The 14,208-nt window shown below is 44.1% G+C and carries 13 protein-coding genes; 6 read left to right on the top strand and 7 right to left on the bottom strand.

Going from position 1 to position 14,208, the window contains the following annotated elements:
• The first annotated feature begins 514 nt into the window (after positions 1-514).
• Both R7E29_RS06365 and R7E29_RS06360 read left to right on the top strand, forming a co-directional pair.
• A complete protein-coding gene (locus tag R7E29_RS06365) occupies positions 515-1,948 on the top strand; it encodes a glyceraldehyde-3-phosphate dehydrogenase (RefSeq protein WP_025767937.1) in 1,434 nt (477 codons plus the stop codon).
• Positions 1,949-2,188: 240 nt separating this feature from the next.
• Positions 2,189-2,410 carry a hypothetical protein gene (locus R7E29_RS06360; RefSeq protein ID WP_021035939.1) on the top strand — a complete coding sequence of 74 codons (222 nt, stop codon included), beginning with the start codon at positions 2,189-2,191 and terminating at the stop codon, positions 2,408-2,410.
• 142 nt (positions 2,411-2,552) lie between these two features.
• Here R7E29_RS06360 and R7E29_RS06355 read toward each other — a convergent pair whose 3' ends face one another.
• The 3 genes from R7E29_RS06355 to R7E29_RS06345 form a co-directional block, all read right to left on the bottom strand.
• Entirely contained in the window at positions 2,553-3,167 is a 615-nt protein-coding gene (locus tag R7E29_RS06355) for a LysE family translocator (protein WP_005373611.1), read from the bottom strand.
• Between the two features lie 109 nt (positions 3,168-3,276).
• Positions 3,277-4,191, bottom strand: coding sequence for a LysR family transcriptional regulator (locus R7E29_RS06350; protein WP_017819875.1), 915 nt, complete (start codon positions 4,189-4,191; stop codon positions 3,277-3,279).
• Positions 4,192-4,231: 40 nt separating this feature from the next.
• Positions 4,232-4,687, bottom strand: coding sequence for an Lrp/AsnC family transcriptional regulator (locus tag R7E29_RS06345; protein ID WP_005373615.1), 456 nt, complete (start codon positions 4,685-4,687; stop codon positions 4,232-4,234).
• A 327-nt stretch (positions 4,688-5,014) separates the two neighbouring features.
• Here R7E29_RS06345 and yjeH point away from each other — a divergent pair, with 327 nt between their 5' ends.
• Positions 5,015-6,277 carry an L-methionine/branched-chain amino acid transporter gene (yjeH, locus tag R7E29_RS06340; RefSeq protein WP_017635168.1) on the top strand — a complete coding sequence of 421 codons (1,263 nt, stop codon included), beginning with the start codon at positions 5,015-5,017 and terminating at the stop codon, positions 6,275-6,277.
• On the opposite strand, the gene R7E29_RS06335 is transcribed toward yjeH, so the two are convergent.
• Positions 6,278-7,723 carry a PLP-dependent aminotransferase family protein gene (locus R7E29_RS06335; protein WP_318082494.1) on the bottom strand — a complete coding sequence of 482 codons (1,446 nt, stop codon included), beginning with the start codon at positions 7,721-7,723 and terminating at the stop codon, positions 6,278-6,280. It abuts the gene before it with no gap.
• 100 nt (positions 7,724-7,823) lie between these two features.
• Here R7E29_RS06335 and R7E29_RS06330 point away from each other — a divergent pair, with 100 nt between their 5' ends.
• The gene (locus R7E29_RS06330) at positions 7,824-8,480 is read left to right on the top strand and encodes a pyridoxamine 5'-phosphate oxidase family protein (protein WP_017635166.1); all 657 of its coding nucleotides are present in this window, start codon (positions 7,824-7,826) and stop codon (positions 8,478-8,480) included.
• On the opposite strand, the gene R7E29_RS06325 is transcribed toward R7E29_RS06330, so the two are convergent.
• Positions 8,461-9,783 carry an ATP-binding protein gene (locus tag R7E29_RS06325; protein ID WP_047101179.1) on the bottom strand — a complete coding sequence of 441 codons (1,323 nt, stop codon included), beginning with the start codon at positions 9,781-9,783 and terminating at the stop codon, positions 8,461-8,463. The genes R7E29_RS06330 and R7E29_RS06325 overlap by 20 nt on opposite strands.
• A 3-nt stretch (positions 9,784-9,786) precedes the next feature.
• Positions 9,787-10,479, bottom strand: a complete 693-nt coding sequence (locus R7E29_RS06320; RefSeq protein ID WP_005373624.1) for a response regulator transcription factor — start codon at positions 10,477-10,479, stop codon at positions 9,787-9,789.
• 366 nt (positions 10,480-10,845) lie between these two features.
• Here R7E29_RS06320 and R7E29_RS06315 point away from each other — a divergent pair, with 366 nt between their 5' ends.
• Positions 10,846-12,387 carry a hypothetical protein gene (locus R7E29_RS06315; protein WP_318082491.1) on the top strand — a complete coding sequence of 514 codons (1,542 nt, stop codon included), beginning with the start codon at positions 10,846-10,848 and terminating at the stop codon, positions 12,385-12,387.
• A gap of 12 nt (positions 12,388-12,399) precedes the next feature.
• Positions 12,400-13,089, top strand: a complete 690-nt coding sequence (locus R7E29_RS06310; protein ID WP_017635164.1) for a hypothetical protein — start codon at positions 12,400-12,402, stop codon at positions 13,087-13,089.
• Positions 13,090-13,179: 90 nt separating this feature from the next.
• Here R7E29_RS06310 and R7E29_RS06305 read toward each other — a convergent pair whose 3' ends face one another.
• Positions 13,180-14,181, bottom strand: coding sequence for an AraC family transcriptional regulator (locus tag R7E29_RS06305; RefSeq protein ID WP_017635163.1), 1,002 nt, complete (start codon positions 14,179-14,181; stop codon positions 13,180-13,182).
• Positions 14,182-14,208: the final 27 nt, after the last annotated feature.

Below are 14,208 nucleotides of genomic sequence, written 5' to 3'. Positions count from 1 at the left end.
TACCTAGATTATGGTTATTGTGAGTGTTTTATCATCGGCTAATGAAGTGGCAATTGTGATTCAAGTCATATTTTTTGATCTTAAAGTTGGATGCAAACAATAAAGTTTCACTCACAACTAAGATTCGCATCACTTTTCAGGAAATCATCTATTGTATGTTTACCTATTGAGTTGCCTTATCGAGTTAAATCACACAAAAATGCAAAATATCCATTTTTGTCAACAAAACTAATTTGAAAGCAAACGTTATCATCGCAAAAAAAGTAAGTTACTTTCTAAATGTCAATACGTGAAAACCACTGCTTTAGTCACATTAATCCACCACTAACGTCCCCTTAAGTAGTGTTTTACACTGGATTTAATTTTCCTAGCAGAATAAGGACTCCGACCTTAGAATCCGCACACATAACTATTACAACCCGATTACATAACCCACCACACTCTTGCACGCTGCCGAAGAGGCAACAGCAGAGAGTATGGTTAGCCCCCAAAACGTGAAAGGTCTAATACAACAATGAGTCCAGAGAAATATCTCCAAGACTGGCAAACTAGCCAAACGATTGCTGAATCTATTTCCCCTCTAATTGGTAAGCTATATCGTCAAAAAGGAATCGAAGTGGTTCTGTTTGGTAAAACGCTTATTAATGCTACTACTATAGACATTCTCAAAACTCATCGCGTTGCAAGACGTTATACCGGTAACCCACTTTCGCTTGAGCACACGATGCCTATTATTCAAGCGCTTTGTGAAATGAGCATTTCTTCATGCCGTGTCGATGTTGGCCAATTGGCAACTATGTACTGGAATGAACATGACGATACAAGCTCTCTAAACGATTTCCTTATCACTGCACTTGATGGCGCTCGCGACGCAGATTCTTCATTGAAAGCGCGTGATGTGGTTCTTTACGGGTTCGGTCGCATTGGTCGACTACTTACTCGCCTTCTCATTGAGAAAAGTGGTCCAGGTTACCCACTAAGACTACGTGCGATTGTGGTTCGTGGCGGTAAAAAAGGCGATTTGGAGAAGCGTGCTAGCTTGTTGCGTCGTGACTCAGTTCACGGTCAGTTCAACGGTAGCATTGTTATCGATGAAGAGCGTAAAGCACTGATCGTTAACGGCAACTACATCCAAATCATCTACGCAAATAACCCAAGCGAAGTGGATTACTCAGCTTTCGGTATCAATAACGCGCTAGTTGTTGATAACACAGGTGTTTGGCGTGATTCTGAAGGCCTGAGCCAACACTTAGCGTGTAAAGGCGCAGAGAAAGTACTGCTAACAGCACCAGGTAAAGGTGACATCAAAAACGTTGTATTCGGTGTAAATGAGTCGGTAATTAAAGAAGATGACACCATCATCTCTGCGGCAAGCTGTACAACAAATGCAATCACGCCAGTCCTTAAGGCTCTGAACGATAAATATGGTGTTCTTTCTGGCCATATTGAAACCGTGCACTCATACACAAACGACCAAAATTTGATCGACAACTTCCACTCTGGTGACCGTCGCGGACGTAGTGCTTCACTAAACATGGTTCTGACTTCAACAGGTGCGGCAAAAGCAGTTGCTAAAGCATTGCCAGAGCTTGCAGGCAAGCTAACAGGCAACGCGATTCGCGTACCGACACCAAACGTATCTATGGCAGTCGCTAATCTAAACTTAGGTGAAGACGTAGACCGTGATTCACTGAACGATTACTTGCGTGAAATGGCGTTGAACTCTGAGCTTTCGGCACAGATTGACTACACCGATTCAACAGAAATTGTATCAACTGACTTAGTTGGTTCTCGTCATGCAGGCGTCGTAGATGGTCAAGCGACTATCGCACAAGACAAGCGTTGTGTACTTTACATCTGGTACGACAACGAATTCGGTTACAGCTGCCAAGTTGTGCACTGTATGGAACAAATGATGGGTGTTCGTTACCAAACATTCCCTCGATAGGTGAACTTTGCTCCACAACGTTAACCACATAGCGTAACGGACAATATCTCATATTTGTTCTAAATAATAAGCGCCATGCGCATTACTAATATTTTTCCCCGTTTATACGCCTGATCACTCTCAGGCGTTTTTTCGTTTCATTCATTTGACACTCTCCGGACAAAGTAAACGTCAGCATTCATGTTTTGTTCATGTTCACAGCATTAATCTGAGCACATAAATTACAGAGAGGTCATGATTATGAATCGGATTATTGTAACTGCACTAGCACTGATTACCGGCTTTTTTACGTTAGTATTTAGCTTGATCATTGCGATTCCGTTGACCATCGCAGCATTAATTACCGGCAAGCGTATTGAAAATCGCGTCAAGAAAATGCAGAGAGAAATGCACGAAGAATATGAATTTAATACAGGTAAAGCAGATGCGATTGAAGGTGAATTTGAAGAGGTTCGACGGTAAGTAAATAAGATTTAGATGAGTTTCTCTCCCCAGACCGCTCCTGAGAAACTTCTTGCTTTCACCCTGTCCTTAAAATGGCAGGGTGCTTTTTTGAAAAGCAGCCACACGGGCTGCTTTTAGTATTTCTGTCTTGCGAGCTTGTCTATACCGTTACGACCACTCTAAGAGCCAGCAGCATGAGTACTACCCCTGACAAACGATCAATCAACACTGCCTTAGAGCGAATTCTGTCAACGACTTTAGAGCTCGATAGCACTAGGGTAATAAAGGTGTACCAAAGCCCATCCACAACAAACGGCGTGGCAACAATGATCATCTGATTACTCAAATCATTACCGAGCGCGACAAACTGACTGAATAATGCGATAAAAAACAAAGCAATTTTGGGACTTAAAATCGAGATAAAAAAGCCTTCTCGCGCAGACTGGATTACCGTTGTTTCCTCACCTGACTCCAACTTCGCAGCCACACCACCTTTTGAACGCAAAGCATTAAACCCTAAATACGCAAGATATGCCGCACCCACAAGGCTAATCGTCTTGAACAGCATCGGGCTTTGCTGCAAAACAACAGCGAGCCCAATCAAGGTAATAAACGCATATATACCAATGCCAAACGCATGAGCCCAAGCCGTAGCTAATCCATTGATACGTCCACCAGCCAACGAGTGCTTAGCGACAATAGCTAAACTGGGACCTGGTGACATAGCCCCTAATAAACACACGGTAAAAAGTGATAACCAAACTGTTAGTGTCATAAGAATCTCCCCTCTTTGACGCTCACTCTATCAACGGAAGAGGTATAATTAGAAATCAAAGTTATTCATACTAATCATGACTTCAAGTCATAGCTAAACGGTGTACGTATTAGCGAATGGAATATTCAGAAATTTGCATTACTGAGCGAATCTCTTCTCGCACCCATTTATGCGCAGGATCCGTGTCGTATTTGGGGTGCCACATTAACCAATATTGATGAATAGGTGTTTCGAGTGGTAATGCTTTATGGGTTAAGTCCCAATGCTTAGCGAGGTTAACGGCAATATGTTCAGGAGCCACCATCAGGTGCTCACTTGCAACTAAGCGATTGATCGCAGCAGAGAAGAATGGAACCTTAAAGGTAACGTGGCGGGTGTGCCCTAGCTCTTTCAATGCTAAATCAGTGTAGGAATCTTTGTCTCCGCCGCCAGTCACTTTGATGTGTGAATATGAAATCAAGTCTTCAATACTGATCTGGTCCTGCTTTGCTAACGGATGAGAAGATTTCATCAAACAAACTGATGAATCCTCACCAATTTTAACGCTCGACACACTCTGTGGTTTTTCTGGATACATAGAAGACGCGATATGGATGCCCGTCTCATGAAGTTTATCAAGAAAGTTGGGTTGCCACAGTCGGTACGCCATATCTAACTGTGGCGCTTGTTCACCCAAGTGAGAGGCAATATCGGGCAATACGTATTGCGCCACGTAGTCACTAGAAGCAATAACAAGCTCACCTTGCCACTGCCGCGGCTCAAAAGGTTGGTCATCGAGTAAATGGTCAAACTCAGCCAGTAATGCATCAAGCTTTGATTTTAACGCTATTGCTCGTGGCGTTGGTATCAGTTGATTACCTTGACGAATAAGCAGTGGGTCACCACACAGATCGCGCAATTGTGCAAGCTGTCGACTGACGGCAGACTGCGTAATGTGCAAACGGTCTGCGGTCCGGCTGACATGACACTCCTCTAAAAGTACATGCAAGGATCTAAGTAGATTCAAATTAATGTTGTTTAACATATTCGCTCTGAAGGGTTTTCAACATGGCATCCATTCATGGTCACTTCACAAACAGGTTCCCAGTCGTGTTAAAGAATTCAGCTAAGACGGTATGAGTCATCAGGTTTCGAAGCTCTGGATATCGTTGAATTTGATCTCTGATTTCGTTCAAGCGAGCCATCGTAGGCACTTCGACAAAAACCATCATGTCCGTCTCACCGCTGATCGCATGACACCATTTTACGCCATCAATTTTGTATAACTCGTCCGCGTATGATTCGCAATAATACGTAGAGGTTGATTTATCGAACTTTAAGGCAAAATAGGCGCAAATCGAATCCCCACCCGAAGGCGCAATTTCAGCGTGATACCCTAGAATCACTTTGTCATGCTCTAGCTTACGAATACGGGCCGTTACCGCAGAACGAGAAAGGTTTACTTTATCCGCAATTTCAGTCACCGACAGCCGAGCGTTGTGCCTGAGCAGATCCACAATCTTATGATCAAACTTGTCCATACCGTTACCAAGCTTTCCTTATTTTTCTCATTCTATACCGATTCTAACTGCATAAGAAACCAACATTTTGTTGGAATTATTTAAAACAACCGTCATATTGACGGTTTAGTAAATCATTTTGTTATTAACATTTTGGATATGCTATTTGGCGGGCATGAGATGAGTGCTGTTATCCATTTCAACAGAAAATAGATAACACATTGAAATCAAATTCCCAACTTAAGTACTCAGCACATAAATAGCATCGCTTAAACACATAAAACGAAATAACCAGAAGCCACAAGCTTTTTCGTAATAAACCTCATAACATTGGATGAATCAATTCGCATGGAAGAGCTCAAAAAAGACATTTCACTCACATCAGGTATCGCACAGTTATCCACCACATTAATGGGAACGGGGCTGTTTATGATCCCGGCTATCGCAGCAGGTATAGCTGGCCATTTTTCACTATGGGCTTGGATTTTATTGTTCATCGCGATTTGTCCTATTGCGCTGACTTTTGCTCAACTGGGTAAACGATACCCCAACGCGGGCGGAACAGCCTTTTTTGTACGCAAAGCCTTTAACGCCAAACTGGAAAGTAGTGTCGCTTGGCTATTTGTTAGTGTCATTCCGGTAGGGGTTCCGGCCGCGATTGCACTCGCCGCAGGCTTCCTACAACAAATATTGCCAGAGCCTATTAGCAACAATCTGTTTGCACAAGTTCTCACGGTAGTACTTCTTGTGTTCGTCAACTTGATGGGCACAAAATCATCAGGTCATTTACAAACTCTTATTGCTTTGAGTGTCTTCGCACTTGTTGGCGCATTTTTATGGAAAGGCGACGTTAACAGCGCCGATCTTGTGATGCCCGCCATCACACAAGAGTCAATTTGGCCTATTACCGCAGCGTTAGGCGTGATGTTCTGGTGTTTTGTTGGCATAGAGGCTTTTGCCCATATGGGGGAAGAGTTCAAAAACCCTCAAAGAGATTTCCCTATTGCCATTGTGGTCGGTTGTTTTGTAGCAGGGGCTACCTATTGGGCATGCTCTGTCGTTATTTTAAAATTTGGCGCGTATGGTAACGCTCAATTTGATAACGCATCCATCCCCTGGCTTAGTGCCCAACTACTAGGCGATGGAGCCAAATGGATAATCAGCTTGATAGGTTTCTCCGCTTGTTTCGCGAGCGTTAACTTATACACACAGAGCCTAGCGCGAATGGTCTGGGCTCAAGCTCGGGAACATCGTCCTTCTAGTCCACTAGCCAAGATTTCGCGTCGTGGTGTCCCTTTCTCAGCCACCATATTAGTTGGCGGTATATTATTGATATCTTGTGTGATAGGAACCCTATCACAGCTCGATCTGGAGTTTTTCCTAAAACTCGCAAACAGTGTATTCGTTCTGGTTTACATGTTGGCGATGTTAGCCGCTTTTAAATTGCTTCGAGGATTTGGTAAAACACTTGCGGGACTGTCCCTACTGCTTTGTACCGGTGTTTTTATATGTTTAGGCTGGTCAATGTTTTATGCACTTGGCATTTTTACTCTACTTTTACTGCCTTGGAAACAGTGGCGACATAAGCGACAAACACGTGTAGTTGAATAGTCATCGCTTCCCATTTCGAAATATGTGAGCTAAACGTTGGATACCAGCGTCTATGTTCTCTAACGCGATATTGCCGTAACCAAGCACGGCACCATGCCAGTGACGTGCTTGAAAATCTGGGTGTTCATAATAGCTCAAAGGTCGCAAGATGATCCCTTCATGCTCTGCTAGTTTTATAAAACGCTGCTCATCCATACCGTCTTGCCATTTCAACGTAACATGAAGCCCCGCCGCTTGGCTAACGACGCAAACACGGTCGCCAAAATGCTGTTGAATGGATACATGCATCTGTTCATGCTTAGTTTTGTACAGTCGACGCATTTTTCGAATATGACGTAATAACCCACCTTCAGTAATAAAGTCTGCCAATGCTTCTTGTGTATGCGTCGGCGAATCACCACTTAACGCATCCTTAACCACTAAGCATTGCTCTACTAAACGTTCAGGAACTACAAGGTAGCCAAGCCGCAATCCGTTAAACATCACTTTACTGAAGGAACCCACATACAACACACGATCATCTCGACCCATTTGAGCTGCTAGCCCCTGTAAGCTGGTATAGGGACGATGAGCAAACTGGAATTCGCTGTCATAATCGTCTTCGATGATCCAACGTGACTGTTCGACTGCCCAGTTGATGATCTTCCCTCTTTGCTCAGTATTGAGTGTGGTGCCCATCGGATATTGATTGCTTGGGGTGATATACAGGGCATCGGCATCGCTTGTGGTCACAGCTTCCACATCAAAGCCTAGTTTCTCTCGGACGAATAAAGGCTCAAATTTATACTGCGGGAATTGAATCAACTTCCGCATTTGCGCGTAACCTGGTTGCTCCATCAGAACCTTATCACCTTGTTTGAGCACTACCATCGTCGCAATCGACAACGCTTGCTGCGCCCCAGAGGTAATAATGATGCGCTCTGGAGAACAATTCACTGAACGGCTAGATGCAAGGTAGTCAGCTAAAGCACAGCGTAATGTCCAACTGCCCTGAATATCTTGGTTCCCCAACAAGCAAGTACGAGACATATGGCGAGTGAGTAACTTTTGCCATTGCGCCATCGGAAATGCGTCCAAATCCGGCACACCCGGTGCAAATGCGCGGTTGATATCAAAGTGAGCTTTCGGTGATGAGTCTCTCTGAACTGAACTAGGTTCAGGCAAGTACTGCTCTGGCAGTTCTACGGCAACATAAAAGCCAGAACCTTTTTGGCTGTTCAAGTACCCTTCCGCCACTAACTGTTCGTAGGCAGAAATCACGGTATTCCTACTTAGATTAAGCTCTTGTGAAAGCTTCCGCGTAGAAGGCAGCTTCCCATTCTTCACCCACAGTCCTTGAACAATTTTCTTGCGAATAGCCAAAAACAACGCTTGCTGACGCGTTCCTTCACTGTCTTTTAAATGCAGGTCACCGATATCAATCAAAGACAAACTGGATCCATCCATTAGTTAAAACTGGCTCTCTTTAAGCTACCAGTTAAACGCTACATTGCAATCAAAGAATGAGGATCAATCGCTCGTAATCGTGAGCAAACAAGGAGAGAAAATGCTATCCAACACCAATAGAACGGAAATTAAGAAAGGCGCACATAAAGCCGTCTCTGATGTTAGCAAACTGCACGCCATCATAGATGACAGCCTAATCGCTCATATTGCGATAACCAACGAGTCAGGCCCTGTGGTCATCCCTATGCTGGCATGGCGTGTCGATGATTACGTGTATATCCATGGTGCCAACAACAGTCGACTGTTACGCTCACTCAAACAAGGAGTGCAAACGTGCTTAACCTTTACTTTGTTTGATGGTTGGGTATTGGCTCGAAGTGCGTTTCACCACAGTGCGCATTATCGCAGTGCTGTGGTCTTTGGCCAGTTTGAGGTGGTGGAAGATAACCAAGAGAAAGACAGGTTGCTGAATCACTTTATTGAACAGATCGCTCCGGGGAGAACAGAACAAGTCCGTTTGAGTAATGAAAAAGAACTCAAAGCCACCATGCTGCTGCGTATTCCACTCACAGAAGCATCGGTGAAAATCAGCAATTTTGGCGTCAACGACGATGCGGAAGACATGGACATCCCTGTTTGGGCAGGTGTCCTACCCTACCAAACCGTCGTAGGTCCGCTGCAAGCTTGTGACGATTTGTATGAAGGTATCGCAGAGCCAGACTACCGCAGTGCCTACTCTAACCGTTGGCAGGAATAAGCACCGTAAAACGTGCGCCGCCTAAGTAACTCTCGCCGACAGAAAGCTCCCACCCCAGTTGCCGCGCTGCACTGGTAGCGATGGCAAGCCCTAAACCAAAGCCTTTCATGTCGGCGTTGCGGCTTTTGTCTAAGCGCGAAAATGGCATAAATACTTCTTCTCGCATCGCCTCAGGGATGCCCGGACCATCGTCCTCAATATCGATGCTCCAGCAATCCGCTACCGTTCGAATCGTCACCTCAACGCAGGACTCACCATAACGCTTGGCGTTTTGCAGTAAATTATCGAGGACAAGGTTACCCAAAGTAGGCTGAAAGTGAATCAATTGGTTCGCGAGTTTATTTTCTGCTCTCAACATGGCGGACTCTAAGCCTAGGTAATTCATGCGGCTTTTACACCAAAGTGGCAGTTCCATGGTTTCAACAGAATCGATCCATGAGTGGTTTTTCACACTCAAGCGAGACAGCATGACAATGTCGGACGTTAAATCCGTCACGACATCAACGTATCGTTCAATATCGTCATGTAACTCTGCCTGCATTTCACCACTCGTGCGTCGAGCTAAATCCGTCGCTAGCTGAATACGACTCAGCGGAGTGCGCACTTCATGAGGAATAGCTTGAGTAAAGATGTGTGTTTGGCGCACTCGTCTCTCAATCTCTTCAGACATGCAGTTGAAGCCTTGGGCGAGCTCTTTCACGGGTTGCGAAAATTGCTTTAGCTCGACTCGCGTATTCAACTCACCAGAACCAAATTGTTGTTGCGCAGCCGTTAGTTGCCGAATTTGGCGGTCAAGACGTCGTACAGGTATGTAAACCATAATGCCTAAACTGCATACAACAACCAAAAGTAGAGTAAGTATAAATACAATCTCAGAATCTTCATTCCAATCAACGTGTGGGCTAAAGAAATCCGTTTTTTCTTTGAAAACTAAACTCTTCGAAGTGTTAGGCAAAGGGAATACCGCAGCATAGGTACTGCCATCAATAAGATAAACAGGTATCCCTTGCATACGGTACAGCAGATTACAATCTCGACAAGGCGGTGATCCGTCCCAGTTTTCAACCAATGTTAAATCAAAGATAAAGAAATCTTGCTTGCCGTTTTCGGTTAACTTCTTGTAGAGAGAATCCGGAGTGCCTCGTTGCTCAATGTATTGATCGACAAAATAAGCACCGTCACTCAAAAAAACACCGACTTCTGTTTTGCGCATGTACTCTTCCCCCATAAAGAGAAACAAAGCAACAGTCAGCGCAAGGCCAGTTACTAACCCCACATATAGACGAGTAAACAGGGAAAACATGCGTCATTTACCTGTCAGCATGTAGCCGTGGTGACGTATGGTTTTAATGGTAGCCGTATGGATATGAGCCTTAGAGAATTTCTTCCTTAGTGAGGATATACGCATATCAATCGAACGATCAGTAATACAGTATTCAATGCCTCGGGCAAGACGGCAACATGATTCACGAGATACTGGCTTATCGACATTCAGCATCAGGAGCTCTAAAATTTCAAACTCAGAACTCGTTAAACCAATATCTTTTTGCAAATAAAATGCTTGGGAGCGACGAAGACAAAGACTAATGCCATATCGGCTCAGCTTTTCTTCTTCAACGATATCAACTTGACGACAATAGCGACGCAACGCTGCTTCAATACGGGCGAGAAGGATATTGCCTTTTATCGGTTTGGTAAGGTAATCATCAGCACCAAACTTAAATAAGCTCACCTCGCTCATTTCATCATCGGTCGCAGTCAAAACAATGATAATACCATGATAAAACTTACGCGCCTCTTGACATATTTCTGCGCCATTTTTTCCTGGTAACATCAAATCTAACAGCACTAGGTCCGGCTTGAGCCCCTTAATCGTTTCTAATGCATTTTGACCGTTATCGATGACAGTTACCGTATATCCTTCGGCTTCGAGGTACATTTTGGTTAATCGAGCAATCTCTGAGTCGTCTTCTACCAGTAAGATTGTATTACCCACCATGAATCATTTACTCCACCAATATGATGGAGGGAGTATATCGCTCGTCCTATACTGCGCAACCTACTTAAATGATAATTTTAATAAAACGCAGGCTTACATACGCTTACAAACCATACATATACGATAATCCTAATCATTCTATACCCCTAAAGCCATGCAATAACCTGAGGTTTTATTCATTATCAGAATATAGCTTCACATAGAAAATAAAATTCGGAATAAAAATCCACTATATTTTCAAATGTATCGAATAATAGGTCTTACCAAAAAACAATACCAACATATATGACTTAGTTTGCTTATATAGACAGGACTTTATGTTGCTTCTAAGTTTCTTGCTCTAATAAAGTCTACGAGTAACATGAAATGAGATATTCCAAATTAACACCTTTAGCCATATTTTGCGCGATAAGTCTAACTGCTTGTGGCGGCAGTGAATCTAATTCGAAACCATCGACAACGACACCTCCAACACCACCAGTGCCAACATTGAGCACTGTCACAATCCCAACTGTCGTTTCTACAGAGTTTCCGGCCAAGTTAAAAGTGGCTGCTGATGCGGGCTTCACCCACTATGTGAAAATCTCCCTTTCCGAAGCAAACAACAACGATACATTTCACATTGTGGCCGTTGATGACGGTGCGAATAATGAAAAAATCTTTCGTGCAGCCAAAATCATCCAACACCTTCTAACAAACCAACCAGACTCTAAGTACGGTGCTGACAAGTCTCTTATCGCTAAGACATTAGCCGAGCGTGATGCCACATTAATGCTGACCGAAAACGACGAACAGAATGATGAGATGTTAACCAAAATCTTTATCAACGAACTGATTCGCCAAGACAAATTGAACGATGCAGTTACAAACTCGGGCTTAGCACACTCTTTTGATACGAGTTCTCTAGAAAAGTTTGTTGTAAGCATGATCGTACTTAACGAAGATGATATGGATACACTTGTCACATCTATCGCGTCAACATTAGTAACTAGTGAAGAAACACCAAACTGGCTAAGGAATAGCCAATCTTTAATGTATCGAGAACTGACAGTTGAAGGCGATTGCCATTACATGAGTAATTTTGCCGATTACTGCGCCAATCTTGGTAAAAAAGCCGAACGAGACGCCGCTTTTGAAGAAATTTTACACTTGGTCCAAGCGCAAGGTATTGCACCTAACACGGCGACTGCGGCACTGCATAATGACATTCAAGCTCATGCGTTAAGCATCTATAACGATATTCAATCGGGCAAACCGACGGTGTGGCGCCCTACTCAGTATGACTGGGACGATTGGAAATCGGACGACTTCGATCCTGAAAGTGTGAAACAAACGGGCCCTTCATATTCTCACGAATATTTTGCTGCCGCTTTTGAAGCGTACATGGGCGTAGCAAAAGCAAACGGACATGGTTTAGATGGCTACCAAGCGTTAACGCGTGAAGAAATGCAAACCCAAGATCCACAAGCCGTTGATTGGATCAGTGGCTTATTCCACGGATACTTGCAATATACCGCGAATATCGACTCTGCGGGCGTCAAGCTCTACACCGAAAAGACAAATCCAGGCACAGTACCTACCTTCCGTATGGCTCCCAACAAAGACGGTTTGATAGAAGCGTACACCTACAAATCTCAGTGGCTAACAAAAGTGAAGATCATTGGCGACGACGCGATGAATGTGATCGGTAATGATCAAAACAATACTTTTGAAGGCAACAGCAAAGACAACAGCATTTATGGTGAAGGCGGTATCAACACCTATATCGTGCCACACAAACTGGCGGAATGTACTGTTATCAAAGCAAAGAGTGTTTCTGTTGAGTGCCCAAATACAGGCACTGACGAGTTGTACGACATTCAGAACATCCAATTCACCGACCAAACCCTAGATGTAACCAAGCTATAAACAATGAAAAACATGAAGAAACTTATTCTATTCGCTCCCTTGCTCCTTGTTGGTTGTGGTGGCCTAGCCGTCATGGATCGTACTGATGCCGTAAAAGCACAACCAGAAATGCTGATCAAAACCGACGGTGATTTTTGGGGATTCGGTGCAGATGGCCATTTTGATTTTGCTGGTAAGTACAAAGGCAAGTATTCACGCAGTGCTTCTAACTCAAGTTGGTTTAACCGTATCTCTTTCAAAGAAGGTTCAATGGGCGCAGAAGTGACTCGTATCGACAGCGGGGAAACTTGGCTTTTGAACTGCACCGGAGGCGGTATGTCGGTTAACTACATGGGCGTCGATTTTGGTGGGAATGATCCTTACACCTGTGACATTACTCAAGATGGTAAAAAAGTCGGTGAGTTTGCGATGGAGCCAAAATCGGCTCTCATCGACATCAGCTTTGAGAAAAAAGAGACAGGCATAGTGCGTATTGGTAGCACCCACTTTAATGTAGAAACTGTACATACTAGTCCTGACGCCATGATGGCGGTAGACATTCCATTGGGTTATAGCTTTAAGGAAGGCACACAAGAAATTGCCGCTGTGCAGACGAACGGTACCATTGCGGTACAGATGCTCCCTGAACTTAGCGAACAAAAAAAGGATGTAGTTGCCATCGGCGCTGTTGCAAGTGCACTAAGTTGGCGCCCTAAAAAATAGCCATTACATAAAACAACAACACACAAAAAACAAAGCCCTCTACTTTTTTGAGGGCTTTTATTGCTTGTACTCATAGAAATAAGTGGAGCACTACTTCTCTAATCTTCCCATATACTGCTTGGGCGTTAATCCACGATGTTTCTTAAACATACGATTGCAGCTCGCCACATTGGTGTAACCAAGGCGCGTGGCAATGTCATCAATACTCACGCGCTTACTCAACAAACCAGCTGCAATATTACTCAATACATAGCCAGAAACCGTCGAAAAATTGAGCCCTAATTTATGCAAACGACGTTGAAACTGCTGTTCAGATAAATCAAGCAGAGAAGACACGCGCTCTAACGTTGGCAATCCATAATGGCTGCTGTAATTCACCACTTCATAAATCACTTTCAACTCATCTTCTGGGTCGGGCATATTAAGCAAATCATCCAAATCGGAAAAACTCATCGCTAGACGGCTGTCTTCTCGATGGCTCACTTGGCGAGAAGCTAGTCGGTCATCTCCCGGGATCCATATCTCTGTTTTTGGCTGACTCCATTCCACCTCGCAGCCGAAATATTCCCGGTATCGCTCAGTATTTTTTCTCGAGCCTGAAACCTTGACACGTAAAGGCTGGTAATCTTTGCCAAGAAATTCGCGTAACACCTTAATCATAAATACCGCACAGCGGATACTATCGTGCACCTTTACTGACGTTTCTATAAACGGGTTGTGGTAAGTCCATTTGATGATTTTACCCGACTGTTCGCCAGCAAAAAACGCCCCTGATTGTAGGTTGCTCACACCATAATTCACTCGCCGAATGGTACTGGCTAAATCATTGCCGGAGAATAACCAGCGTCCCACTGGCCCTAGCTTTTGCAGTTCAATACCTCGGCTGAGACTCAACACCACATCCGGGTCACCACTGGCTTGTTCAACACAACGGTACCATTCCGCAACGGCTTTTAGCGGGATCAGTGTCATTGGGTTACGAAACACCGATGCTGGGATCCCTAACTCATCCGAGTCCAAATTGTATTTAGATAACGCGAGGTTATGCATGTTTAGAATGCCCATCGCGCGAATAAACCGAACCGTTTTCATAACCAATCACATCAAATTTAATCCTGT

The sequence above is a fragment of the Vibrio sp. Vb1729 genome (genome assembly GCF_033338655.1).
Classification (GTDB): domain Bacteria; phylum Pseudomonadota; class Gammaproteobacteria; order Enterobacterales; family Vibrionaceae; genus Vibrio; species Vibrio alginolyticus.
Note: the sequence above shows the minus strand (reverse complement) of the source record. Positions and strands in the feature narration are given on the sequence as shown.